Origin of the sequence: Moorena sp. SIO3A2, assembly GCF_010672265.1 — a bacterium.
In the GTDB taxonomy this organism is placed as follows: domain Bacteria; phylum Cyanobacteriota; class Cyanobacteriia; order Cyanobacteriales; family Coleofasciculaceae; genus Moorena; species Moorena producens.
The window spans coordinates 257,873-281,651 of the sequence record NZ_JAAHHC010000005.1 but is presented as its reverse complement, the minus strand read 5'-3'; the positions used below and the strand labels follow the sequence as shown (position 1 = coordinate 281,651).

Sequence of the window (23,779 nt, the reverse complement as noted above, 5' to 3'; positions counted from 1 at the left end):
AACCTTGGCCTTTCGGCCACGCTACGCGAACAACCTTCAACCACATAACCTTGGCCTTTGGCCACGCTACGCGAACAACCACATAACCTTGGCCTTTGGCCAGGCTACGCGAACAACCACATAACCTTGGCCTTTGGCCAGGCTACGCGAACAACCACATAACCTTGGCCTTTCGGCCAGGCTACGCGAACAACCACATAACCTTCAACCAACCTGATTAAACGTGGCTCTACGTAACCTGATTCTCTTATTTAACCCCTCTACTACAGACTGGGCAGTTAGTGCTCGGTTACTGAAGTGGTTAACGTTTCTATGGCTGTTGATCGGAATAGTAATTCTTTTCTCAGCTTCTTATGCGATCGCAGATGTCGAGTTAGGGGATGGAACATACTACGTCAAGCGACAGCTGATGTGGGTAGTCTTAGGTTTAGTGGGATTTAACCTATTGGTGCGATCACCGTTGCGTTATTTGCTAAAGATCAGCCATTGGTTGGTCCTGGGGCTGTTGGTGCTGCTGTTATTGACTTTAATTCCTGGTGTGGGCACAACGGTTAATGGGGCAACTCGCTGGTTATCTTTCGGTTCGGTTCCCCTGCAACCTTCGGAGTTAATGAAGCCGTTTCTAGTGTTACAAGCAGCTCGGGTATTTGGGCAGTGGGACCGGCTTCAGTGGCGGACTCGTTTCACGTGGCTGGGGATTTTTATGGTGGTGTTGGTGGGAATTTTGTTACAGCCTAATCTGAGTACAACAGCACTTTGTGGGATGACCTTGTGGCTAGTTGCTCTAGCAGCAGGGTTACCGTTTTCTTACTTGGGAGGTACAGCATTTGGTGGTGTCCTGCTGGCAGTACTCAGTATCAGCATTAAGGATTACCAGCGGCGTCGGGTGATGTCATTCCTAAATCCTTGGGCTGATCCAATGCGAGATGGATACCAATTGGTTCAAAGTCTTCTAGCTATTGGCTCCGGTGGGACTTGGGGCTCTGGCTTTGGGTTATCCCAACAAAAGTTATTCTATTTACCCATTCAACACACTGATTTTATCTTTTCTGTCTTTGCTGAGGAATTTGGCTTTGCTGGTAGTATAGCGCTAATGTTATTGTTGATGACATACATGACCCTAGCGGTGATTGTAGCTATTAAGGCAAGAAACCGAGTCTATCAGTTAATCGCGATTGGAGCAATGCTGTTTATTGTAGGACAGTCTCTGTTGAATATTGGTGTCGCTTCTGGGGCTCTGCCGACTACTGGTTTACCCTTCCCATTCTTTAGTTATGGGGGAAGTTCGATGATTTCCAGTTTGTGTTCGGCTGGCTTGTTGATTCGGGTGGCACGAGAGAGTAGTGAGGCGAAAGTTGTGTCTATACAAAGTCGCCGCCAGTCGATAGCAGAACGACGGCAAAGAAGGCACAAGGTCAAAGCCAAAAGGTAAAAGTGACCAATATAGCGGTTTTCAATTTGGTGAGGTACAGAGTTTCTGGTTTTAGGGAACAGCGGATCTGGGAACAGGGAACAGGGAAGAGGAACCCACCCCTAACCCCTCCCAGGAGAGGAACCCACCCCTAACCCCTCCCAGGAGAGGAACCCACCCCTAACCCCTCCCAGGAGAGGAACCCACCCCTAACCCCTCCCAGGAGAGGAACCCACCCCTAACCCCTCCCAGGAGAGGAACCCACCCCTAACCCCTCCCAGGAGAGGAAGAGGGAACAGGGCAAAAATTATGTTTACCTCATTAGCGTAAAAAGCGCTATACAGACTAGTAATTTTTTTTTCAGGGCATTCCTACTCCCGACTCCCGACTCCCGACTCCCCACTCCCGACTCCCCACTTCCTAAAACCGATGTCTAGGTCTAGGTTTTTAGTAGATACAAAAACTCCAACGGTAAACCATCAGTATCAGCGATAAACGCTACCTCATAAACACGATTACCGATCATCTGTTGGGTAGGTTCCAAGAGAACCTTCAACGGTTGAAACTGCTCTGGGTTCTGCTCAGAAGCCTCTTTAAAACTTTCTTTCAAGGACTCTAACCAACTTGGCAAGTCAGTAGCGCTATCAGTTAAGTCAAAAGATACGTGGTAATATCCCACATAATGCTCATCCCCAAAGGCATCCGGTGCTGGTAATGGTTCAGGAATTTGGATCAGTTCCAAGCGTCCCCCCAGTCCCTTCAGCCAACACGCTAGAGTCATGCCAGTAGTGAAGCGTTCAGATACCGTGAATCCTAACTTCTCATAAAATGCGATCGCGCGATGAATATTGGCTGTGCGAATCGAAGCGTGATGCATGGGTTTTGTCCTTTGGCCTTTTTCCTTTACCCTTATTCCTTTGTAACCAACAACAGGTGTACTGAAATCACCAAGCGCTAATCACTAATCACGTGCTCACCAATCTACCAATCTAGCAATCACTAAAACAATCGGAAATAAGGGTAGCGCACAGGTACCCCTGGTTCTTTTTCCAAATCAAAATTAATCACTGCCCAACAAGGTTCTTCCTCAGGTTCTGGGCTAAATTCTACCGGCAAGCCATACAACCTGGGTTGGCCTGACTCTGAGTTCCCTCGCCAGGGGGTACTGCGCTCTAGGTAGGCACTCACTAAATCCCGATAACGACTGGCAATAATCACCCGTGTTGCCCGATATCCTTCAGTGTATAGCTTGTCTAGGGCTTCGTGAATCTCAAAGCGAATTCCATCAGGATGAGTGTGCTGTCGGTACCATTTATCTTGCCATAGACGCCAGTGACGCCCAGATTGTAAATGAATCAGTTCCCCAGTTTTTGGGTTGGCTTCAAACGCACCATGACGTGGACACAAGTAAGTGTCAGTCAACGTCAATGCCGGAATTATCTGACGGCAGTGAGGACATTTTATTTCTGAACCGAATATCGGGTACTGCAAGCTAGAATCAATCATTAAATGCTAAAGATTGCCTTAGAGGTATATGCTATTACCTAATGGCTCCATCATTATAACTGGGTATTTATTGCTGTTGGTCTAAGTGACCCCACTCTAAAACCTATGTAAAACCTAAGGTATTAATTACCATTATCTCCCTATTGTGATTAATTGTGGATCATCCTCTACCTAAAACCCCAATATTGACATCTTTTTGGCCTCCCCCAGATCTGTCTCTTGCTGCCTTTGTCGCCCCTAATGCTGTAGTTATGGGTCAGGTGTCCGTAGCTGCAGGAGTTAGCATTTGGTATGGTGCTGTAGTCAGAGGTGATGTGGAGCGCATCGAGATTGGCGATCGCACTAATATTCAAGATGGCGCAATTTTACACGGAGATCCCGGCAAGCCAACAGTTTTAGAAGACCATGTCACTGTCGGTCATCGCGCTGTCATTCATTCAGCATATATTGAACAGGGTAGCTTGATTGGTATTGGAGCAGTGGTACTCGATGGGGTTCGTGTGGGTCATGGTAGTATCGTAGGCGCTGGAGCTGTGGTTAGTAAAGACGTTCCTCCTCTGTCCCTGGTAGTCGGTGTCCCTGCCAAAAAATTACGGGATGTTTCGGAGGCTCAAGCCGCTGAACTGATTGAACATGCACGGCACTATGAAAAGTTGGCTCTAGTTCATGCAGGTAAAGGCAAAGATTTAGGATTTAGTGTAACCTAATACTTCGCTGCCGTTGGCCCAAACCCGGAACAGAGAACTTCCGATCCCGGAACAATGGACAATAATTGAGAAAAACACGATCACAAAAGCCCTGTATCGCTTTTTACCGATTCCTTACCAATTAGTCAAGTGTGGGTAACATTGATTAACTTTGGTTAAGTTTTACCAAGAACCGTCCAACGTCTTGGACAAATGGGTGATCAGGTTACTGAAAAATTAACTAAAAAAAATTGACCCATAGGTGCGACTATATTAATAAACAACTACGTACCGTCCGGTACAGGGCAGACAAGCTGAGGGAGGTTACCCCTCTAGCTTGGTAGGAGTGATATTACTTAGTCACAGCAACTTTTTCAACCAACAAGCCCACTCCTTGTAGGGGTGGGAGGTTAAAAAAACTTCAAGCATTATAGGGAGGACACTAGAATCATGGATTTACGTCTATTAATAGTCTTATTGCCTTTACTCCTGGCACTAGGCTGGGTAGTTTACAATATTGGTGCGATCGCTCTCAAACAAGCTCAAAATTATTTGAATAAATCTTAATAAATCGCGCGTCAACCAATTGAGCAATAGCACCTTTGCACAAAAGCACAATAGCCAGCTGTTCCGTCAAAAGGAGGATACAGCTGGTTTGCTTGAGCTATTGACCAATCTTATTTTTGGCAAATCAGTGGCTCTGAACTCAATAGATAATCTAGAAAAGTACCAGCAACAATCGATAGTTGTTTGCTACGTGGATAGACAGCATACCAGTAACGCTCGATCGGAAAGTGTTCTACATCCAAAACCACCAGCTCAGAGTTAACCCCTTCCATAACTAAGGTATGACGAGATAATACAGAAATTCCTAAACCCCCTGCGATCGCTTGCTTAATTGCCTCATTACTCCCCAAATCCAGCCGCACCTTTGGTGAAATCTGGTGGTAATCGAACAGTTTTTGTACAGCTTTGCGTGTTCCCGAACCAGGCTCCCTCATAATAAAGGTTTCTTGAGCTATACGTTTAAGGGGGATATTTTTTTCCTGAGCTAGAGGATGATCGACCCGTGCGATCACAACCAGGGGGTTTTCTTGCACTGGTTTATAGCAGGTCTCCTGGTTTTCCGGAAGCTGACTCATAATGTATAAGTCATCTAGATTCTCACTGAGACGACCAAGGATGTATTCGTGGTTGGTGACTTGCAGAGAAATATCAATGCCTGGATAACGCTGGCAAAACGGACCTAGTAAACGAGGAATAAAATATTTCGCAGTTGTAATCACTGCTAAGCGCAGACGCCCCTGTTTTAAACCTTTGAGATCTGCCACTTTCATCTCAAACTGGTCTAAATTCTCAAAGATATCGCGGCAGGTTTTAACTAGTGCCTCACCAACCTGGGTCAGGTAGATTCGCTTACCTACCTGGTCAAACAGAGGCATACCAACAACTTTGGTTAGCTGCTTCACCTGCATAGAGACAGTGGGTTGGGTGAGAAACAGTTCTTCTGCAGCTCGTGTAAAGCTGTGGTGCCGAGCGACTGCTTCAAAGACCCTTAACTGATGCAATGTGGCTTGCTTCAATGATATTACTCCTATGAGGATATAGATCTTAGTCTTTGACAGTCTTTAAAGTCAGGAGTAGGGAGTGGGGAATGGGGAAAAGAGAGTTTCATAGTGTTCATGGTGGACTTTTTTCCATGGTAGCTATTATGAATCTTTGGTACGTATGGGTAAGTTTCTTAAATCTGGTAGTTCTATTAGCTCTTTTTCTGCTTCTTTTACCTTAACTGGTATTCTCAAGGGTTGTGGTTGCTCCTCCATCAGGCAACTCGCTACTGGCAAGCTTTTCTCTAAATCTTCAAGAGGTCTAGGAATAACTGTCACAGCGGTTAGTTCACCAATACGCTGGGCTTCAGCCATTCCAACTTGTAAAGCAACTGCTACATCTGCCACACGACCCCGAATAATGGCAGTACATAAACCCGCCCCAATGGTTTCGTAGGCAGTAAGCTGTACATTGGCAGCTTTGAGCATGGCATCCGAGGCACCAACCATTGCTGGCAATCCCCTGGTTTCTAAAAGACCTAGGGCATGATTACTGACCCGGCTACGATGATTTTGGTTAACTTGATCGAGTAGGTGAACACCGATGGGAAATATCACTTCCAGGTTGGGAAGTGGTCGCGCAATGATTGTCGAAGAGAGCAACTCACCCTCTCGTTGAGCATAATCCTTACCCGATTCCACAGCAATTCGCACCTCAGCGATCGCTCCCCGCACAATGGCAGTGCAGTGACCACTACCAGTTTTTTCATAACCCACAAGGGTAACTTCTGCTGACTTGAGCATGGCGTCAGCAGTACTAACAATCACTGGAAAACTTAGAGTAGAGACTAAACCTAGGGAGGCTTGGTTAAACCGTTTTCTTTTTCTCAAGGGATCGTCAGGGGCAAGCCCAGGTTTGTATAACTCCATCAGACAGAAGACCTCTCTTTGGTTGTCGGCTGTTAATTGTTGGCTTATATCAAGTTTAGAAAGTTAAGTGTTCAGCAGAAACATACAAAGGTCAATCAAGAAACAGCTCATGCCATTGGACTAGATGATTGCCATGGGTTTTGTCTGGGAGTAGTGTGCCGACCACCGGTATGATCTAGCATTTTTCAAATAGGTCAGGTACACAGTCGCAGGGTTGCCCGGGAGTAGGGAGTAGGGAGTGGGGAGTAGGGAGTTGGGAGTCGGGAGTCGGGAGTCAGGAGTCGGGAGTTGGGAAGTCAGAAAAGGGATCCCCCCTAACCTTAATAAGGGGGGACCTTAATAAGGGGGGAACGGAAGTGGGAAAAAATTTTGTTTACCTCATTACTCTGAGAACAGCTATAACTATAATTTATAACTATAATAAATTATTTTAATAGAACCGTAGACAGAACTTCTAGGAAAAGTAACTATAGAGCGCCGAATTAAGGAATACAGGGTGGCTGTTGGCTTGACAGTCGCAACTTGTGTCGTTCTAGCTATGCCAATGGCGTTCCTGCTAGCCATCAAAGTTCTGACAATTGGCTTTCGAGTCCTTTTTTCTATACCAGCAGGAAATTTAAATTAAATCACAGATATAGCAGAAGTCAGAAGTCAGAAGTCAAAAGTCAGAAGTCAAACTTTTGCGCTTACTTAGGTTTGAGACTTTTGTCATGTCCTAACTGCGCTGTCTTGATGCAAAGCGCGAGTGGGGGAAACCACGGCAGTTGCTCATGGTTTGAATTTACCGTAAGACAGTTGAGCCTTAATCAATAAGTTTTACCCCTTTTCTGCATAGCCTACCAACCATAAAGGCTCAACTGTCTAAGGTTTAGTCTCCGGGGGGAACCCCCAAGACCGCACTGCCTCCCCAAGACCGTAATGGTGCTTTTTCCGTTGGCGAATTAAATTCGCCACGGGTCGCACCTCTGCATCGCTGGCGACTGCTATCAAAGCATCCTGAAATTTGAGAACCCCCGCGCTTTTAGCCGGGGGATGAAAAAGAGAGACTGGATTTATCCAGTCGTGTCCTCTATTTGACTCCTAACCCAACGTTCTAAAAATTCACCAACACTGGTATTTGAGTCTTTGGCAGAAAGTTGCAACCACTTCCATACACTGTCAGTGAACATGATGGTGTGTGGTTTTTTTAGCTCATCGTAATAGACAGGGACTCCCTTCATCTTTTTCTTTGATTTTTTCTGGTTTTGAGTTGACATATCTTAGACCATACGTATATACTAAGCATATGGTAGCAAAAGAGGTCGAAGTTATCAATGTATAAGACAATCTCAGTGAAAGCTGTTCTTTCGGATGAAGAGAAAGCTTTTTGGGTGTTTCAGTGTGAGCAAGCTAATAACCTGATTAACTGTGCTCTTTATTATGCCAGGAGCAAGCACTATAAATGGCTGCGGGAACAAACAGAATCATACTCTGTTTACTGGAAAGAAGATATCCTTAAATACGGATGGAAGACCTACAAGTGTTCTACAAATTATCCAGAACTAGACAAGGCTTTGAAAATGAACCCTCACTACAAAGCTATGGCAGCTCAATCAGCTCAACAAACATTGAAATCGGTAGGAGAATCATTAAAAGGTTACAACCAATTAGTTGGGGCTTACTACAAGGGAAATGTTGACAGGCCAAGACTTCCTAGATACAGAAAGAAAGGTGGACTGGCCGCAGTAACTTTTCCAAAACAGGCTCTTACTTACAAGAATGGACTGTTTTGGCCTTCAGTCAGCAAAGAGTCAAAGCCTGAATTGCTCTGTGATATAACCTTGACGCCTCCTGAGTTCATAGATCCAGATTGGGTCAAAGAGGTGACTATTCGTCCATACTTTGGCGAATTATGGATAGACTGGGTTTTCGATGACGGGAAACAGCCAGTCGAGAACAACCCCAATTTTGATTATTCACAGGCTTGGAGCTTTGATCATGGTGGGGATAATTGGCTAACCGGAGTTTCGACCCATGGAAAGAGTCTGATTATTGATGGTCGAAAGCTCAAGTCCATGAATCAGGGGTACGCCAGATTAGTTGCTAAATATAAAGCCGGTAAATCAGATTTTTACTGGGATAGCAACCTGGATCGTGTCCAACGGAAGCGAAACAATCAGATGCGAGATGCGATCAACAAGGCGGCTAGATTCATTGTCAACCGGTGCCTCAACGATCGCATAGGAAATCTTGTCATTGGATGGAATGAAGGACAGAAGAACAACGCAAAAATGGGTCGAAGAGGGAATCAAAACTTTGTCCCCATCCCTACATATAGACTGATAGAAAGGCTCAAACAGCTTTGTTTAGAGTACGGAATAAAACTAACAGTTACAGAGGAATCTTATACAAGTAAAGCGTCTTACCTTGATGACGACAGCCTCCCCAAATATGGTGAGAAACCCACAGGATGGACACCGTCAGGCAAAAGGGTAAAACGTGGTTTGTACAAAGCTTCTAATGGATACCTGGTCAATGCGGACTGTAATGCCGCTGCCAACATTGCCAGAAAAGTAGCCACACAGTTAGGGTTAAACCTAACCAAGGTGGGTAGCGGGAGCTTGACACTCCCACATCGGTACGATTTATGGACCTCATTGTCTAAATCATATCGAACAAGAAGTGGAGAAGGACGGGTTTACCCTCCTTCGTAACAACCTTGTAGAATCCCCCGTGCTTTAAGCCGGGGGAGATGTCAAAATTAAACCCTTGTTTATTTGATAGCGCTGATCATAGTAATAAGGTAAACATAATTTTTTTTATGTATAGCGTTTCTAGGACTCATGAGGTACACCGAATTGTTTGACTATTGGCTCTTGCCTCTTCTGTCTTCCCTGCTCCCTGCTCCCTGCTCCCTGCTCCCTGCTCCCTGCTACCTGCTACCTAAAACCTAAAACCTAAAACCTAAAACCTAAAACCTAGATATTTGTACCTCACAAGTCGTATAATTGCTATATATTTTTTAGTGTTAAATAAAATCAAAAATATACATAAACTAGTTGATAAATACTATACCGTTTATCGTAGCTATGAGGTACACATTATTTTTTACCTATTTCCTATTCCCTATTCCCTTCCCCTCCTGGGAGGCTTTAGGGGTGGGTTCCTCTTCCCTGCTCCCTGCTCCCTGCTCCCTACAAACCCAAAACTTTGTACCTAACTGAAGTGCAAACCACTGTACATTGGTAATATACTTCTATTTCTTAACTTAGATTATCAGAAAAGTTTGGAGAGCTGATTAAAATTGAAGCATTAATAGGCTAGGTCAAGCCGGTGACTTAAAACCAAGTTCTGTATTCGTCTAAATAACCGTCGTAGTACAATTCTTCTTCTTCAAAGCAATCTGGAGTATCCACAGTCGTCTCTTCTGTTAAGTCTATTCCGTGATACTCTTCCTCTAGTTTTTTCATCTCTTCAAACAGACCTTGTTTCTTCAGCTTAGATCTTTCTGCAACAAATTTGTTCCATTTTTTACACTTTTTCCTAGCCCGTTCTCCTGGGACGTTTTTACAGTTTACCGGCCTGTAGTCGCTAGGTTCATAAAACTTATGTCCCCCAGGATGTTTTTTCTTTTTTTTCTTACTCATATTAATGAATTTTACTTTTGATGGACTTTTAGAATTTTTGGCCGAAAGTCAATTGAGTAAGGTTTGATACCCGATTGTTATAACTCACTAGTTAATCTATGTATTATTAGACCTCATAATTAGTTACCTATAGGCAATTGCAAGGCTTGGTTTGGCAATTATTAGCATGTCATTGGCTCTCTCCCTCAAGCACTTTACTTTTCTAAGGGTAAAGTTAAGGGCGTTTCCGTAGCGACTCTTTGCTAAGCGTCGCTTGCTCTGGATTGCTTTATGATGGCTAAATTCCTAACTACATAGCTTCAAACTTATGTAACGGTTAAGACTTACTCCAGACTCAGCGGCTTTTATTGCCAATGAACGATGTTGCTCCGGTGGAATTCGTATTTGAAATTTACCGCTATATTTTTTCTCGGCAAGAGGTTGTGGAATAGGTTCTCCAGAGGTTTCCATGTCTTCGAGAACTTCTGCGACTAAATTACTAATGCCTTCTAAAGCAGCTACCAGAGATGTGTCAAGGTGAGATAGACTGGGAAATTCTGCACACAATCCCACAAACTCCCCGTCTTCTTGTGACCATTTGATGCTATAAGTGTAGTGTTGGTGATTAACTTTCATTACTGTCCTGTAACTTATCAATAGTTTTTAATACTTGACAACTTGATAAACTTTAGCCTTTCCACTCTTTCCCTTTTGAATATTGACACGAGGATTTCCTTCCCAGGGCGTCTTATAAACAAGGTGAGAGGTTTTGTTGTGCCTAGCTTCGCCAAAATAATGAGTACAGACTTTAACTAAATCAGCAAAACGAACATCACAGGGGTTATGCCGCATAGCGGCAACAATATCGTTTATTCGAGCCATCTGTTCACCCATAGTATCATTATTGATACTATAATGGTCAATGTCAAGACAACTTCCGAATGCCAACTTAACCCTCTTGTGTCACAATCGAGGGAATTAAAATAAAGAAATAAAACATCTAAATCTCTACAAGGCAGGTAAGAATTAGTTGAGCCAACAATCCCCGTCTATGGGCGAGCGGGGAGTGTAAATCCGGTGGAATTGGTATTTGTAAATCCCTATTGTAGAAGAGGTCAAGATGATACAAACACCTGCCAGTCCAGAAACTGAAACCCTATTGATTGAGTTGCCTAGGACAATCGGGTTGTACGTCACCCAGGAACAGTTTGCAGCCCTTGCAGCAGCCAACCGCGACTTGAGACTGGAAAGAACGGCACTTGGAGAGTTAATTGTGAACCCACCAACAGGCTGGAAAACTGGAAAGCTCAATTGGAGTATTTCTGGAGAGTTGTATTTGTGGTGGCGTAATGCCGGAGAACCGGGTAAAGCCTTTGACTCCTCCACTGGCTTCATTTTACCTAATGGTGCGACTCGTTCTCCCGATGCCTGTTGGGTGAGCGGAGAACGTTGGCAGGCACTTACTCCAGAACAAAAAGGAACCTTTGCTAATATCTGCCCGGATTTTGTGGTTGAGTTACGGTCTAGCTCAGATCGGGTTCAGTCTCTGGAAGCTAAAATGACGGAGTATATCGACAATGGGGCGAGACTGGGCTGGTTAATTGATCCACAGCAGCGATTGGTGGAAATTTATCGACCGGGTTTGGCAGTGGAAGTGTTGGAAAATCCGGCTGAGTTGTCGGGGGAAGAGGTGTTACCGGGTTTTGTGTTGGATTTGCGTCGGGTGTGGGATTGAAAAGACTTCGCCGCAGTTGTCTCATAAACCGTGGGTTTTGACAAGGCAATAGGCAATAGGCAATAGGCAAAAGGGATAGATTTTGATTTGATATTTATTTTTGCAAGAGGTCTAAAACTGAAATGCGATCGCATTTCTATTTTAGTTGTGAACAGAATCTCTTCGGGAAAGGCAAGAGGCAATAGGCAAGAGCCAAGAGGTAATCAAGTAGCGATGCAGTGTTTTTTACAATTAATTATGAAACGCACTATCATCCTCACACTCAATTGAAAAGCGATTGCTTATTCTCGATTCCTGTATGATAGTGCTATAGGAGAGGTGCGAAACCTTCCCACGGAATTATCTGGTGAGAATCTATTGCCCGGATTTAGGTTGACTTTATCCCGGTATTTGTAAGGCGACAGGAATATAGGTTTTGCTCATTGAGCCTCAGTTTCCTTTAGCTTCAAAAATGCCCTAGCTTTGGCGATTCTGACAATATGCTCTAAATATTGATAATGTTGCCAGAGCTGTTCTTCCGCTGGAGTCAAACCCACTGTCCGATTTTTCTCTAAGAGGATAGATAACTGAGATTGTAAGGCTTCTGAGGGACGTAGAGCAATAATAGCTGATTCTGTAGGGAGGCTTGCCAAAAATTCCAAGACTTCAGCCAGACCAGAAAAACCTTCTTGAGGAATAGCATTAAATTCTCGCAATCCTAAGGCTAGGATTTGAGGTAGCTGATCACAAAAGGGTTGAAGCTGATTGACCACTTCATCAGGTAGATCAAAGGTAACTTCCATGGGCTTTTATTTCTGGGATTGTTATAACGTTAAATCCATTTTAGTTATTCAATCATGGATGTAGGAATCAATTAAAATCGACTAGTTGTAGATTATACCATGGCAGTCTTAATCCTAGGATAAGCCATTATATTACTGGTAATTAAAAAGGTGCGTTACACTTTGTTAACGCACCCTACAAGATAGGCGATTGGCCTATGGCCACGCTACTGAGTAATGGCTTCTGGCAGATCCCTAAAAGTTATCACAAACCCGCCATCCGACTCGTCAGGGGTAAATGTAGCTGGGAATGAAAATCGACTAGTTGTAGATTATACCATGGCAGTATTAACCCGAGGATAAGCCATCCCATTACTGATCATTAAAAAGGTGCGTTACACTTTGTTAACGCACCCTACTGGCGTGGCAAGCCTTAAATGTTGCTTTAGAAAAATGCTACGATGCCGATTTTTAAAAGCTTTTACTCAAAAATCTATTGCACTATTTTAAGTTTGCCACGCCACTACTAGACTTTAAACACTTATGCTGCGCATTAAGATGTGGCGCTTCTTTTGCCGTAAGCTAAAATTATCGACACTATTTCGTATCAAAAGGCTCTGAGACTATATTGCTCCAATCTCCACCGGAGTTTTTGTCCGATAGCCACTGCCAACCCATCACACCACCAGGTTCAATACCGTTGGATATCGCGTCACCAATAAACGACCCAAGTTTATCTGGATCAACGTACCCCGTGTTATTTACATCACTTTTTGTAACTGGCTTACCAATGACAATCTTGTCTAGAGGAACTCCATTGTAATTAATTTCAATTACAGAAGTCTCTGGTTGATTCCAGCCAGAATATATGAAAAGCTGCTCAAAAGTGTCATAAGGTGTTGATGATCCTTGGTTGTAGTACTGAATGTTGTAGAAATCAATTAGATCCCCAACTTTCTCATTAACTTCAAGATAACCGAATGACTGCGCGGGACTAAAATAAGGTGCTTGGGGAGCATGGGAGATGATTGCCTCTGGGTATTCCCATTTGACTTCTCGGGTTGCTATGGCCAACCACTCAGATGTCAGATCAGGGGAACCATTAGGAAAGTTTTCTATGTCAAAATCAACTCCATCAAAGTTGTATTTTTTCGCATATTTAGCAAGTTCGTAGCCATATTCAAACGGATCTTCATCTGGCAGTGGTTGTGCATATTCCCCACCGGCAGAAATCAAAACTTTGATTCCTTGCTGGTGAAAACGTTCCACAGCTTTCCGAGTATCCCCAAAAGTTCCTTTCTCCCACTCTTCTGCCGCTCCGGTACCTTTATACTTGTTCTCATCCTTATCGAAGTCCCAAAAACCAAATATCATGTAATTGTATTTGCCGGTATTCTCTAGAATATCATCCAAGGCAGCCTCTGGAGGAGAGTATGTGTCTATCTGCCCTATATAACCGACGACCTTTGGCGATTCTAGTGCCAAGCTATTGGGGACAAAACTCAATAATGTCAACGGAATGACAAGGAGAAGAGAGAGGAATTTTTTCATTTTCACTCCAATCATTTTTTCAAGTTCTTAGATTTTGGTGATGTTTGGTGCTGTTTGAGAAATCTCATCACTGGCACCAGGTAATTGCCACCAAGCAAATACTCAATTTTATTGGTGGGCAATCGCTAAATTCGAATCGTGGGGTGAACATCACCCACTGGCAAGTTTTGATTTCAAGCTTTAAGCTAGATGTTCTTTAATTGCCCGATTCTATAATAAAGACGATTCCACAGAGCCTTTTATGAATTTTTTTAGTTATAGCGTTTCTCATAGCTATCAGGTACACAGGATTTTTTCACTCTTGCCTCTTGCCTCTTGCCTGCTCCCCCTATTACTTATTACCCATTACCCATTACCTATTACCTATTACCCATTACCCAGATTGAGTACTTTTGTTCTGCAAGTTTTTTGTTGTAAATCTATAACTGTTGGGGAGGGGAGCATGTCAACTTTGTAATTAGGTACATAGATCCCCCCTAACCCCCCTTAAAAAAGGGGGGAATTAGATTGAAAAGTCCCCCTTATTAAGGGGGATTTAGGGGGATCTGAATCAGGGGTTAACAAAATTGACATGCACCCGTTGGGGAGTGTAGGAATAATGGCAAGATGGGGGAGATTTATTGATTGGTGCAGGCTGCCTTTCACACACCGCTGCTTCAACACACAGACAACCATGTTTAGGGTTGCATAAATGGGTGATGATTGTAATAGTTTTTTGGGGTGGGCATCTTGGTGAAATGGCCATCTTGGTGGAACGGGCATCTTGGTGAAATGGCCATCTTGGTGGAACAGCCATCTTGGTGAAACAGCGATGTTGGTGGAACGGGCATCTTGGTGGAACAGCCATATTGGTGAAATGGCCATATTGGTGAAATGGCCATATTGGTGAAATGGCCATCTTGGTGGAATGGACATCTTGGTGGAACGGGCATCTTGCCCGTTTCATGTTCATCCGGCCCCTCAGCAATGCCTCATTATTTACCTCTAACTTCTCCTCAGAAGTAGCTGGAACAGGAACCGACTCAGAGTGCTGCACCGATGGGCTTTGCCGCGCCAAAGGCGATCGCACTACCTCCTGCACTTCCTCACCAACAACACTCTCCACTTCCTCCACCGCAACCGATGATGTCACCGTCTCGCCCACAATCGATTCAACTTCCCCATTCCCCTCGGACTTTTCCCCAATTGCTGACTCAGTTGCCTGATTAGTTGGTGTAACCGATAATTCCGGATCAGTTTCATCTTCCCCAATAAAATATCCCCTCAACTCCTCTCGCAGAATTGCCCGTGCCTGGGAGATGCGCTTACAGACATTCTGGTAGGAAATCTCTTGCTGTTGGGCTATGTCTCGATAAGACAGTTCTTGATAAAAGTGCAGGATAAAGGTCTGGTGCAGCCGAGCAGGTAAGTTATCAATGGCACGGCGGATGGCAATCTTTTTCTAGTCTGTTTCCAAAGCCCTTTCTGGGGTATCGTTACAGCAAAGCAGTCCTTGTTCCTCTGGAATCCCTTCTATATCTTCAACGTGGTTGGCGCTGCGACAATGTTCTCGATGAATATCCACGCAGAGATTATGAGTCAGCCTTGTCAGCCAAGCCTTAAAATTAGCGATTTTTCCGGCAAACTTTTTCACCTTCTCCCATGCCTTGAGCATGGCCCGACTCAGGGCATCTTCAGCATCGGTAGGGTTTCCACCCATCCACCTGAGACAGCGATGATAGAGATAGTCTTGATATTGCTGCCATTGCTGCCAAAACTCTTTCTGTGAAAAGTGATGGGATTGGCCCAATGCAGTAGAACTGGCTTCTAATTGAATATCTGACATCATAATTGATTGATCAACACAATGGTCTATCTGGTGGGTGCATCTCCTAACAGTTGTTTGACCCAGCAGTGGTGCGTTACGGGCAGCAACCTAACCCTGAGTAAGAGGGGAAACATGAAGGCTCCCCTGAAGCACCACTAGCAACTGTTGTAGTCAACTGTTGCTAGCATGCCTCTTGCCAATGCCATTGCCCGTAGCGCTATACTCGACATTTTTGACATCGATACCCGATCACCATTTGAGAGTATAGCGGTTTTTAGTCTGTTAATCTCATAAAACTCATGTAAAAACTCATGTAAAAACTCATGTAAAAACTCATGTAAAAACTCATGTAAAAACTCATGTATAGCAATTTTACGACTTGTGAGGTACAAATTTATGGTTTTTAGGGAGCAGGGAGCAGGGAGCAGGAACCCACCCCTAACCCCTCCCAGGAGGGGAAGGAAAGAGAGAAGAGGGAAGAGGGAAAAAATAATGTGTACCTCATAGCTACGAAAAACGCTATAAAAACAGCTCTATCGGATTTATGGTAAAAAATGTATTATAAAATACATAAACGTGACTTATTTAATGGTATAATAATTTATCCAAAAAGGTTTCACCATGAAATAACTTTTGCTTCTTACCAAAAATTTTGGGTTTAAAGCCCCGTCCTTCGTTCGACGGCTTTTAGTTGACACTTTTATAGCGCCAGGGTATAATCAAAACATGAGTACAGGCTGAAAAACCGTAGGCTGAGCCGGGAGAGAGACCCGTAACTTATCGACCTAGAAGAAGTAATGCTCGGAGGGTAGGGAAAGTCCTCCTTAAAAACCCAATCATCAATCAACCGTTGGTGTGTGAACCCAGCAAAAATCACGCTTTGAGATAATACGGTACGGTGGGGCACACCGGAACCAGATGAAGCGATGCAGCGCGGTCTTGGGGAGGCAGCGCGGTCTTGGGGAGGCAGCGCCGCCAAAGGGGGTTTCCCCCATGAGCGACTGCCGTGGTCTCCCCCATGAGCGACTGCCGTGGTTTCCCCCATGAGTGACTGCATCAAGACAAGGAAGGAAACGGACTTTTTAAGGCACTTCCAGGTAAGTAGTCAAACGCCTAAGGAGAATCGCCCGCTGGGTCTGTTGTGAACTGACTAGAAACTTGGTCTTGACGGGTTTTTGGTTTAGATATTGTCTGATTTTTGGCGGCGTCAAAGATGGGAACACAACGGTTTAAGGTGACTCGTTGATCTAGGAATCCCCGCGCCTTTCGGGCTTTGCCCGACGCTACGCGAACAGGCCGGGGAGTGTCAACACAAGTACGGTAGAGCCAACTCATGTAAAAACTCATGTAAAAACTCATGTAAAAACTCATGTAAAAACTCATGTCTAGGGTTTTTATATAGGTTGTAAACAAAATTATTGCTCAAAAAGCCAAGAGTAAATAAGCAAAACGCAAGAGGGGCAAGAGATTAAAAGTTTTATTGTCCAATCAAAAAAGACCATACACGTTTACATCTCAAATAAAAACCCTATATACAGTCGAAAGTCGGGAGTCAACAGAAGCGGGAAATGGGGAGAATTCTTCCGATAGCACTACGCAATAAAGTTAGGACATGGCTAAAAGCTGAAAACCTGTTGTAGTAAACTTTTGACTTCTGACTTGTGACTTGCGGACTTGCGCGTAGCGCTATATCTCCCCATTTCCCGCTTATAAAAATCTGACTAAATCGCGTTTATACAAACAAAATCAATGGCTTTGAAGCGCAAACGCCACTTTTTTGCCTATTCTCTGCTATTCTCTGCTATTCTCTGCTATTCTCTGCTATTCTCTGCTATAATAGCCCTCCCCAGTCAGGGAGTCCCAGGAATACAACTAGTTAACAATATTTAATATTAAGCTGGAAATTATATATGGTATTATAGCTGAGGGTCAGGAGAAGAAATGAAAGGAGGTCTGGCGTTGCTGAAACATTAGTACTATTTCCCATTAGCGCAAGCTTAAACCCGGGAGCTATAGATAATGTACAAATATTGATAGGTGACAGGCTCCCCCTATTACCTATTATCCATTACCTATTACCCATTACCTATTACCCATTACCTATTACCCATTACCTATTACCCAAATAAGCGTACAAATGTTCTGCATAAGTGACATGCTACCACTGCTGGTTAACTGGGGTGCCATTGCCCAGTCATCAGCTCTAAAATTGTAAGCTATCAGCTATCAGCTATCAGCTATCAGCTATCAGCTATCAGCTATTAGCTATCAGCTATCAGCTATTAGCCATTAGCTATCAGCTATCAGCTATCAGCTATCAGCTATCAGCTATCAGCTATCAGCTATCAGCTATCAGCTATCAGCTATCAGCTATTAGCCATTAGCTTATGCGCTATGGGCACGCTACTTTATGAACAGCTTTTGAATACAATAAGCTGACCACTAACGGCTGACCACTAACGGCTGACCACTGACGGCTGACGGCTGAATGCTTACCTAAAATTGGTTGCTCATTCAGGGTAAACCCATCTAATTTGCTGATTCATATTATGCATAATAGTGTTTTAATAGTGTTTTTTAAATTCAATAAACACTATAGCTTTTAGTTTTCAAAAGGGTAAGGCCAAACCTTTAGGTGACGTTTCGGTGTGTCACGTTTGCTCGAGCACTTAAAAGGTGCTTGTTGATAAATTTCAGTGACCTTGTACATGAATATTGATAGTATACTGGAAATTGTTGACCGTCAACTAAAAGATAGTCAACATCGACCCCTTACTTCCACAGAAGTAATTATGCTGGGTGGGGTTTGGCAGTATAGAACTTATAACCAAATTGCCCTCGAAGCAGGTTATAGTGCAGGCTACCTGACCAATGTCGTTGCTCCAGATTTGTATCAGCGACTCTCGGAGGTGATTGGCCAGCGGGTAAGCAAGAAAAACTGTCGGGTGCTGCTGGAGTCTTATGCCACTGCCCAAACATCCTCAGAGACAAACCCTTTGAAGCAAGATCTGGTGAAGCAAGATCTGCCGGGCAATCCCGCCCATGAAACCGGTGAGATACTACCAAGCTACCCCAGTGGCTCAATCCCTCTCGACTCTCCCTTTTACCTAGAACGCTCTTCCCTTGAGGAGCAAGTTGATCAAGAAATCAAGAAACCGGGAGCGTTAATCAGGATTAAAGCTCCCAGAGAAATGGGCAAAACGTCTCTGCTGCTGAGGATTCTTGACCATGGCAACCGCCTGGGCTACCATACTGTGAGCTTGAACCTAGAGCAAGTCGAGCAGGAAATTTTAAGCAATTTGAATCAATTTTTGCGCTGGCTGTGTGCCAACATCGCTCACCAGCTTCAGCGTAAACCGATGCTAGACGAGTATTGGGATGAAGACCTGGGCAGTAAAATTAGCTGCACCCTCTACTTCCAAGACTATCTACTTGAGTTAATTGATACTCCCCTAATCTTGGCATTGGATGAGGTGAGCCAGATTTTCGAGCATCCCCAAGTCGCCAAGGATTTTTTACCTCTGTTGCGTTCTTGGTACGAAGAAGGGAAAAGACTGCCCATCTGGCAAAAGCTTCGCCTGGTAGTGGTTCACTCCACGGAAATTTACGTTCCCCTGGAGCTTAACCAGTCTCCGTTCAATGTGGGGCTGCCGGTTCAGTTAAAAAACTTCAGCCAGGAGGAGGTGCAGCAGTTAGCCCAAAGCTACGGACTCGACTGGGTAGGTCCCGAAGAAGCTAAACAATTAATGGTAATGCTGGGGGGACATCCGGCACTGGTCAACTTAACGCTCTATCATCTTAGTCGCAAGGATATAACTCTGTCCCAACTGCTAGAAAGTGCTCCCACTGCCACTGGAATTTATGCTCATCACTTGCAGCGTCATTGGGCAACATTGGCAAAACAGCCGGAATTAGCACAAGCTCTTGATACGGTTCTCAAGGCCACTGAACCTGTGCCCTTAGACCCCATCCTAACTCACAAGTTAAGCAGTATGGGGTTGATTAAACTTTCAGGTGCTCAAGCGATCGCAAGTTGTGAATTGTATCGACAGTATTTTATGAAAAAGGGAGAGCAGCAGTTTATGTACGCACCCTCTGTCTTGTAGCCTAATCATTATTGATCAGCGGTCAGCGGTCAGCGGTCAGCGGTCAGCGGTCAGCGGTCAGCGGTCAGCGGTCAGCCATTTGCGTAGCGTGGGCGTAGCCCATTAGCTGTTCGCGTAGCGTGGGCGTAGCCCATTAGCTGAATGCTTACGATCAGTTTTTAATGCTCCGTTTACGATTCAATATTTTGTTTATTAGTTTTTTCATGAGATTTTATATGAGATTTTATATGAGTTTTATGAGTTTCATAGGTCAAAAGTCAAACTAATATAGTAAGTATTCAGCCGTGAGCTTTTAGCTCACGCTACTTGAGGTGCTGTCAGCTGTCAGCCTAATGCTTAAAATAAAGCGTTGCTGATTCAAAAGCTGTTCGGTGTAGCGTTCCCATCATAGCATAAGCTGAAAGCTGAAAGCTGAAAGCTGAAAGCTGAATGCTGAAAGCTGAAAGCTGAAAGCTGAAAGCTGAATGCTGAATGCTGAAAGCTGATAGCTGATAGCTTACCTTAAATGTCTGTGTCTTGTGTCTGTTACTCTGATGATCAAAAACTCCGATTCTAAGCTGAAGAGTAAATTGAATTTGGAAACTGGCTCTTTAACTATTGTCGGTACGGGGATTCAATTGGTAAGTCATCTGACCTTGGGGGCGAAAGCCTGGATAGAACAAGCGGACAAGGTTTTATATGCGTTGGCTGACCCAGTAACCGCTAAATGGCTCAAAGAATTGAATGCCACAGCAGAACCTTTGCCATATAACCGGAACAATCAATGGCGCAGACAGACTTATCAAGAAATGACCGAAAAAATATTGACAGAAGTTCGTAAGGGGCTGAATGTCTGTGCTGTGTTTTACGGTCATCCTGGGGTTTTTGCCAATCCAGTGCAGGCAGCTATTAAACAGGCACATCGTGAAGGCTTCAGAGCACAGATGCTACCTGGAATTTCTGCGGAAGATTGCTTATTTGCTGACCTTGGTGTCGATCCTGGTCGAAACGGGTGTCAAAGTTTTGAAGCAACGGACTTTTTGATTCGACGGCGTAAATTTGACCCCACTAGCCCCTTGATTTTGTGGCAGATTGCCATGGTTGGCAATCTCGGTTTTTATAAACCGGAGGAACAGTTTCGTCCTCTAACCATATTGACCGAGGTCTTAAAGACACATTATGGAGGTGACCATGAAGTGATTGTTTACGAAGCAGCAGTTTATTATCCAGTTTGCAAACCAGTTATCCAGCGTATTCCTCTGTCCAAGCTACCACAAAGCAGTGTTACTGAGGTTTCAACCCTTTATATTCCGCCTCAAGCTCTAGCACCTGTGGACAAAGAAATGATGGCGCGCTTAGGTATGTCTTTTGTTAAAGAAGCTACAGGGGAGAAACAGATCTGATGACAGCTTATCAACAAACTGTGTCTGACCTCAAGTTAGCGTCGGCACAGAACCCTCAGAAAGCTAAAGCTCTAGCTCAGCAAGGTGAGGCGGATCGGCTGATGGGAGATTTTGAAGCTGCCCTCGCCAAGTTCACCGATGCCGTTGAGCTAAATTTTAACAACCCTTGGGCTCTCGCTCACCGTGGGCAAACCTACTATCAGATCAAACGTTATCAGGAAGCCCGAACAGATTTTAGCCGCGCTATTGATCTCAACCCTAACTACCCTTGGGCCCTCGCTCACCGGGGCGTAACCTACCGCTTTATGGGGGAAGCATATTACACAATGGCAGTGGCTGACTTGGATCGAGCCATTGAGCTGAAGCCGGATTACCTTTGGGCAATTGCCTATCGCTGCCGCGTCTATGCACTGATGAAGTGCTACAAGAAAGCCCTGATTGATTTTGACCGAGCGATCGCCCTTGACAAAACCATATTTGTGAAAAATTGGCGGATTGAGAGAGGGTTAATCCTTTGCTACGATGGCCAATATGCTGAAGCGATCGCTTGTTGCCAGCAGAGGTTAGAGGAAGTTCCAGATGACACTACAGCTTTGTACTGTATTGCAGTAGCAAAGGCTCGTTGGCAAGGATTGACCCAGGCCAAAAGCGAGATTGAGCTTACGCGGTCAGTATTGCGCTCTCAATGGCAGACAGGGGATCGAGGAGATATTCTGTACCGACTGAGCGGCTTAGCCATCTTGGTAGGTAACTGCGAACAAGCATGGGAATATCTAGAAGAAGCTATTCCTATTAATGATGAAGCCATTGAGTTAGTCGGTCACGACCCAGCTTGGATGGAGTGGCGAGATGATCCGAGAACTCAAGCATTACTCGCTAGTTAAGCTTTTGAGATAACAAACCTCAAGGAATTAAGTGTCAAATAACAGTTAAGGAGGAATTTTAGGAAGATGGATTACAAGGATAAGATGGATGCCCAAAGAGCAGAAACTTTTCGCATGTCAGGGGACTATGAACAGGCGATCGAGATTTTTGAAGAACTCCAAATTAAGTATCCAGACAATGCTTGGGTCAATGCCCACCTAGGAATAACTTACCACCAGTTGATGGATTATCATAAGGCGAGAAAATACTTAAAAAAAGCCATCGAAAAGAATCGTAAGTATCTCTGGGCTCATGCACAGCTAGGTGAAACCTATCGTCTGTTGGCAATTATTGAAGATCGTCAGGAAGAATATGTTGAGTTAGCTATAGAACATTTCCAAGCAGCGCTTGGTAATGAATTACCAGAAAAAAACAACTATGCGTGGGCATTAGCTCATTTGGGAGCAATCTACCGCCTGAAGATGATTCGCAATATAAAAGATTCAGGGATAGATCAAAAAGAGGAAAAAGGTAATCCAGAATATCGGAAAGATAAAATAATAGAAGATCTGAAAAATAAAATAGTAGATGAAGAAAGTAAAGAAAATGCATTGCATTATCTTAACAGAGCCCTTGAACTTATCCCCACGTATACCTGGGCTTGGGGTATGCGAGCAACAGTTTACAGATTGGCTCAAGAATACGAGGATTCATACTGGGATTTAGAAGTAGAAACAGTAATAGCTCAGGAATCTGAAGTTTTACAGTATTCTTCTTCTCCTGTATCATTCTTAGAAAGCAGGAGGATAAATCTTCATGAACATGCATTGATATGTTTTTATTTAACGAAGAAAAAACAAGACCAAGGAAAAAAAGAGAGATTCTACGGTAGAGCGATCGCTTATGCAAAAAAAGCCTGGACGGTTCAGCAAGGTGACTTAATTGCTCGCCTAATCCTCATCGTAATTGAAGCTAAGCAAAAGCAAGAAAAATCAGAAAGCCTTGCTGATATTATCAAAAGATTCAATACATTAAAGGAGGACGTATATTCAAAGTTTTCTCAACTCTGTGAAACGGTATTGCGATATCAACTTAGTGCTAGGAAATATACTCGGGATGAAATAAAAAAGGTAATAGACGAGAATGATGCTAAGCAACATGTATTAACAAAGCTTGTTCTGAATGATGTGATAGATAACCCTAGTAAAGACCCTAATCTAGAGAAGGCAAAACCATGGCTATGGAAAAACTTTGCACTTACGGAGACATGCAGCAATGTTCTTTTCTTACTTAATGATTTAAGTTCTATTTTGCAGGAGGAAGATCCAACTATTCTTGGTACCTCAAAAATTTATCGAGATATTTCCTATATGGTTAATTATTGGTACACCCTGGAAAGGATTTATCAAACTCCAGTAATTTTGGATAAAGATCGACCAAAAATATTGAATCAATCCAGCAAGATTTGGTCAATTTTAAATAAATAAAATTTATTGAGGAAGATAAGCGACAATTAGTTGGCATTTTTGGTAACTACGTTAAACATTTGCAGGATTACGTCATGAGTAAACTCTTTAATTTATTAACAGATTTGGCCCTTGACCCCAATAAACAAAGTGTTTTCATCAATAACCCCAGTTCCGTAATGGACGAAGTGGGTTTATCTGAAGCAGAGCAGACGGCGATAATCAGCAAAGAACCTGCTAAAATTTCAGCATTATTTGCAGACAAACAGGTTCCGCTTGCTGTTACCACTGCGGATCCAGGACCAGACCCCTTGCCAGATCCAGACCCTTTTCCCATACCAGATCCAGACCCTTCTCCATCAGAAGAACCCACACCTAACTTTAACTAGAATTTGGTGTAGAGAGGTTTCATCAAGCTCGAT

At 43.8% G+C, this 23,779-nt stretch carries 26 protein-coding genes and 2 pseudogenes; 11 read left to right on the top strand and 17 right to left on the bottom strand.

Features of this window, described 5'->3' with window-relative positions:
* Positions 1-223 precede the first annotated feature (223 nt).
* Positions 224-1,432 carry an FtsW/RodA/SpoVE family cell cycle protein gene (locus F6K64_RS07450; RefSeq protein ID WP_008180102.1) on the top strand — a complete coding sequence of 403 codons (1,209 nt, stop codon included), beginning with the start codon at positions 224-226 and terminating at the stop codon, positions 1,430-1,432.
* Positions 1,433-1,850: 418 nt separating this feature from the next.
* Here F6K64_RS07450 and F6K64_RS07445 read toward each other — a convergent pair whose 3' ends face one another.
* Positions 1,851-2,288: a VOC family protein gene (locus tag F6K64_RS07445; RefSeq protein WP_287265185.1), complete on the bottom strand. Its 438-nt coding sequence runs from the start codon at positions 2,286-2,288 to the stop codon at positions 1,851-1,853.
* A gap of 122 nt (positions 2,289-2,410) precedes the next feature.
* Complete coding sequence (locus F6K64_RS07440; RefSeq protein ID WP_044492328.1) at positions 2,411-2,917, bottom strand: TIGR02652 family protein; 507 nt, start codon at positions 2,915-2,917, stop codon at positions 2,411-2,413.
* Between the two features lie 155 nt (positions 2,918-3,072).
* Here F6K64_RS07440 and F6K64_RS07435 point away from each other — a divergent pair, with 155 nt between their 5' ends.
* Positions 3,073-3,624 carry a gamma carbonic anhydrase family protein gene (locus F6K64_RS07435; protein WP_071106009.1) on the top strand — a complete coding sequence of 184 codons (552 nt, stop codon included), beginning with the start codon at positions 3,073-3,075 and terminating at the stop codon, positions 3,622-3,624.
* Positions 3,625-4,053: 429 nt separating this feature from the next.
* Positions 4,054-4,170, top strand: a complete 117-nt coding sequence (locus F6K64_RS07430; RefSeq protein WP_008180095.1) for a photosystem II protein Y — start codon at positions 4,054-4,056, stop codon at positions 4,168-4,170.
* Between the two features lie 110 nt (positions 4,171-4,280).
* On the opposite strand, the gene F6K64_RS07425 is transcribed toward F6K64_RS07430, so the two are convergent.
* From F6K64_RS07425 to F6K64_RS07415, 3 genes are all read right to left on the bottom strand, one after another.
* Complete coding sequence (locus F6K64_RS07425; RefSeq protein WP_287265183.1) at positions 4,281-5,186, bottom strand: LysR family transcriptional regulator; 906 nt, start codon at positions 5,184-5,186, stop codon at positions 4,281-4,283.
* Between the two features lie 126 nt (positions 5,187-5,312).
* Positions 5,313-6,080 (bottom strand): beta-carboxysome assembly protein CcmO, encoded by a 768-nt coding sequence (gene ccmO, locus F6K64_RS07420; protein ID WP_287265182.1) that lies wholly within the window; start codon positions 6,078-6,080, stop codon positions 5,313-5,315.
* 1,052 nt (positions 6,081-7,132) lie between these two features.
* Positions 7,133-7,336, bottom strand: coding sequence for a hypothetical protein (locus F6K64_RS07415; RefSeq protein WP_287265180.1), 204 nt, complete (start codon positions 7,334-7,336; stop codon positions 7,133-7,135).
* Positions 7,337-7,393: 57 nt separating this feature from the next.
* Here F6K64_RS07415 and F6K64_RS07410 point away from each other — a divergent pair, with 57 nt between their 5' ends.
* Both F6K64_RS07410 and F6K64_RS07405 read left to right on the top strand, forming a co-directional pair.
* Entirely contained in the window at positions 7,394-8,773 is a 1,380-nt protein-coding gene (locus tag F6K64_RS07410; RefSeq protein ID WP_287265179.1) for an RNA-guided endonuclease InsQ/TnpB family protein, read from the top strand.
* A 375-nt stretch (positions 8,774-9,148) separates the two neighbouring features.
* On the top strand, positions 9,149-9,283 hold the full coding sequence (locus F6K64_RS07405) for a hypothetical protein (protein WP_287265178.1): 135 nt from the start codon (positions 9,149-9,151) through the stop codon (positions 9,281-9,283).
* 114 nt (positions 9,284-9,397) lie between these two features.
* On the opposite strand, the gene F6K64_RS07400 is transcribed toward F6K64_RS07405, so the two are convergent.
* The 3 genes from F6K64_RS07400 to F6K64_RS07390 all read right to left on the bottom strand — a co-directional run bounded on the left by F6K64_RS07400 (position 9,398) and on the right by F6K64_RS07390 (position 10,633).
* Positions 9,398-9,706, bottom strand: coding sequence for a hypothetical protein (locus F6K64_RS07400; RefSeq protein ID WP_071106011.1), 309 nt, complete (start codon positions 9,704-9,706; stop codon positions 9,398-9,400).
* A gap of 285 nt (positions 9,707-9,991) precedes the next feature.
* Entirely contained in the window at positions 9,992-10,321 is a 330-nt protein-coding gene (locus F6K64_RS07395; RefSeq protein WP_287265175.1) for a type II toxin-antitoxin system HicB family antitoxin, read from the bottom strand.
* A 27-nt stretch (positions 10,322-10,348) separates the two neighbouring features.
* On the bottom strand, positions 10,349-10,633 hold the full coding sequence (locus F6K64_RS07390; RefSeq protein ID WP_287265174.1) for a hypothetical protein: 285 nt from the start codon (positions 10,631-10,633) through the stop codon (positions 10,349-10,351).
* 172 nt (positions 10,634-10,805) lie between these two features.
* On the opposite strand from F6K64_RS07390, the gene F6K64_RS07385 reads away from it, so the two are divergent.
* Positions 10,806-11,420 carry a Uma2 family endonuclease gene (locus F6K64_RS07385; RefSeq protein WP_287265172.1) on the top strand — a complete coding sequence of 205 codons (615 nt, stop codon included), beginning with the start codon at positions 10,806-10,808 and terminating at the stop codon, positions 11,418-11,420.
* Between the two features lie 419 nt (positions 11,421-11,839).
* Here the strand turns inward: F6K64_RS07385 and F6K64_RS07380 are convergent, their stop codons facing one another.
* The 9 genes and pseudogenes from F6K64_RS07380 to F6K64_RS07350 all read right to left on the bottom strand — a co-directional run bounded on the left by F6K64_RS07380 (position 11,840) and on the right by F6K64_RS07350 (position 16,952).
* On the bottom strand, positions 11,840-12,202 hold the full coding sequence (locus tag F6K64_RS07380; RefSeq protein WP_287265170.1) for a hypothetical protein: 363 nt from the start codon (positions 12,200-12,202) through the stop codon (positions 11,840-11,842).
* Between the two features lie 206 nt (positions 12,203-12,408).
* Positions 12,409-12,483, bottom strand: a pseudogene (locus F6K64_RS38775) (type II toxin-antitoxin system HicB family antitoxin); the annotation flags it as partial.
* Positions 12,484-12,778: 295 nt separating this feature from the next.
* Positions 12,779-13,747, bottom strand: coding sequence for a glycosyl hydrolase family 18 protein (locus tag F6K64_RS07375; protein WP_287265169.1), 969 nt, complete (start codon positions 13,745-13,747; stop codon positions 12,779-12,781).
* 535 nt (positions 13,748-14,282) lie between these two features.
* On the bottom strand, positions 14,283-14,999 hold the full coding sequence (locus F6K64_RS07370) for a hypothetical protein (protein ID WP_287265168.1): 717 nt from the start codon (positions 14,997-14,999) through the stop codon (positions 14,283-14,285).
* A gap of 15 nt (positions 15,000-15,014) precedes the next feature.
* Positions 15,015-15,161: pseudogene (locus F6K64_RS38130) on the bottom strand (RNA polymerase sigma factor); the annotation flags it as partial.
* A 12-nt stretch (positions 15,162-15,173) separates the two neighbouring features.
* Positions 15,174-15,560: an RNA polymerase sigma factor gene (locus tag F6K64_RS07365; RefSeq protein WP_287265167.1), complete on the bottom strand. Its 387-nt coding sequence runs from the start codon at positions 15,558-15,560 to the stop codon at positions 15,174-15,176.
* Between the two features lie 134 nt (positions 15,561-15,694).
* Positions 15,695-15,931, bottom strand: coding sequence for a hypothetical protein (locus F6K64_RS07360; protein ID WP_287265166.1), 237 nt, complete (start codon positions 15,929-15,931; stop codon positions 15,695-15,697).
* A 308-nt stretch (positions 15,932-16,239) separates the two neighbouring features.
* Positions 16,240-16,584, bottom strand: coding sequence for a hypothetical protein (locus F6K64_RS07355; protein ID WP_137985686.1), 345 nt, complete (start codon positions 16,582-16,584; stop codon positions 16,240-16,242).
* 68 nt (positions 16,585-16,652) lie between these two features.
* Positions 16,653-16,952 carry a hypothetical protein gene (locus F6K64_RS07350; protein ID WP_287265165.1) on the bottom strand — a complete coding sequence of 100 codons (300 nt, stop codon included), beginning with the start codon at positions 16,950-16,952 and terminating at the stop codon, positions 16,653-16,655.
* A 1,295-nt stretch (positions 16,953-18,247) separates the two neighbouring features.
* Between F6K64_RS07350 and F6K64_RS07345 the strand changes: the two genes are divergently transcribed.
* The 5 genes from F6K64_RS07345 to F6K64_RS07325 all read left to right on the top strand — a co-directional run bounded on the left by F6K64_RS07345 (position 18,248) and on the right by F6K64_RS07325 (position 23,746).
* Entirely contained in the window at positions 18,248-19,645 is a 1,398-nt protein-coding gene (locus F6K64_RS07345) for an AAA-like domain-containing protein (RefSeq protein ID WP_287265163.1), read from the top strand.
* 533 nt (positions 19,646-20,178) lie between these two features.
* Positions 20,179-21,027, top strand: a complete 849-nt coding sequence (locus tag F6K64_RS07340; RefSeq protein ID WP_287265161.1) for an SAM-dependent methyltransferase — start codon at positions 20,179-20,181, stop codon at positions 21,025-21,027.
* Complete coding sequence (locus F6K64_RS07335; protein WP_287265160.1) at positions 21,027-21,911, top strand: tetratricopeptide repeat protein; 885 nt, start codon at positions 21,027-21,029, stop codon at positions 21,909-21,911. The genes F6K64_RS07340 and F6K64_RS07335 overlap by 1 nt, the downstream gene beginning before the upstream one ends.
* Before the next feature lie 66 nt (positions 21,912-21,977).
* Positions 21,978-23,378: a tetratricopeptide repeat protein gene (locus F6K64_RS07330; protein ID WP_287254601.1), complete on the top strand. Its 1,401-nt coding sequence runs from the start codon at positions 21,978-21,980 to the stop codon at positions 23,376-23,378.
* Positions 23,379-23,452: 74 nt separating this feature from the next.
* Positions 23,453-23,746 (top strand): hypothetical protein, encoded by a 294-nt coding sequence (locus tag F6K64_RS07325; protein ID WP_287265158.1) that lies wholly within the window; start codon positions 23,453-23,455, stop codon positions 23,744-23,746.
* Positions 23,747-23,779 lie beyond the last annotated feature (33 nt).

Excerpts from the sequence above, each read along its gene's own strand:
- F6K64_RS07445 (WP_287265185.1), bottom strand. The coding sequence starts at position 2,288 with ATGCATCACGCTTCGATTCGCACAGCCAATATTCATCGCGCGATCGCA.
- F6K64_RS07440 (WP_044492328.1), bottom strand. The coding sequence starts at position 2,917 with ATGATTGATTCTAGCTTGCAGTACCCGATATTCGGTTCAGAAATAAAA.
- F6K64_RS07430 (WP_008180095.1), top strand. The coding sequence starts at position 4,054 with ATGGATTTACGTCTATTAATAGTCTTATTGCCTTTACTCCTGGCACTA.
- ccmO (WP_287265182.1), bottom strand. The coding sequence starts at position 6,080 with ATGGAGTTATACAAACCTGGGCTTGCCCCTGACGATCCCTTGAGAAAA.
- F6K64_RS07415 (WP_287265180.1), bottom strand. The coding sequence starts at position 7,336 with ATGTCAACTCAAAACCAGAAAAAATCAAAGAAAAAGATGAAGGGAGTC.
- F6K64_RS07410 (WP_287265179.1), top strand. The coding sequence starts at position 7,394 with ATGTATAAGACAATCTCAGTGAAAGCTGTTCTTTCGGATGAAGAGAAA.
- F6K64_RS07405 (WP_287265178.1), top strand. The coding sequence starts at position 9,149 with ATGAGGTACACATTATTTTTTACCTATTTCCTATTCCCTATTCCCTTC.
- F6K64_RS07400 (WP_071106011.1), bottom strand. The coding sequence starts at position 9,706 with ATGAGTAAGAAAAAAAAGAAAAAACATCCTGGGGGACATAAGTTTTAT.
- F6K64_RS07395 (WP_287265175.1), bottom strand. The coding sequence starts at position 10,321 with ATGAAAGTTAATCACCAACACTACACTTATAGCATCAAATGGTCACAA.
- F6K64_RS07385 (WP_287265172.1), top strand. The coding sequence starts at position 10,806 with ATGATACAAACACCTGCCAGTCCAGAAACTGAAACCCTATTGATTGAG.
- F6K64_RS07380 (WP_287265170.1), bottom strand. The coding sequence starts at position 12,202 with ATGGAAGTTACCTTTGATCTACCTGATGAAGTGGTCAATCAGCTTCAA.
- F6K64_RS07375 (WP_287265169.1), bottom strand. The coding sequence starts at position 13,747 with ATGATTGGAGTGAAAATGAAAAAATTCCTCTCTCTTCTCCTTGTCATT.
- F6K64_RS07365 (WP_287265167.1), bottom strand. The coding sequence starts at position 15,560 with ATGATGTCAGATATTCAATTAGAAGCCAGTTCTACTGCATTGGGCCAA.
- F6K64_RS07355 (WP_137985686.1), bottom strand. The coding sequence starts at position 16,584 with ATGGGGGAAACCACGGCAGTCGCTCATGGGGGAGACCACGGCAGTCGC.
- F6K64_RS07345 (WP_287265163.1), top strand. The coding sequence starts at position 18,248 with ATGAATATTGATAGTATACTGGAAATTGTTGACCGTCAACTAAAAGAT.
- F6K64_RS07340 (WP_287265161.1), top strand. The coding sequence starts at position 20,179 with ATGATCAAAAACTCCGATTCTAAGCTGAAGAGTAAATTGAATTTGGAA.
- F6K64_RS07335 (WP_287265160.1), top strand. The coding sequence starts at position 21,027 with ATGACAGCTTATCAACAAACTGTGTCTGACCTCAAGTTAGCGTCGGCA.
- F6K64_RS07330 (WP_287254601.1), top strand. The coding sequence starts at position 21,978 with ATGGATTACAAGGATAAGATGGATGCCCAAAGAGCAGAAACTTTTCGC.
- F6K64_RS07325 (WP_287265158.1), top strand. The coding sequence starts at position 23,453 with ATGAGTAAACTCTTTAATTTATTAACAGATTTGGCCCTTGACCCCAAT.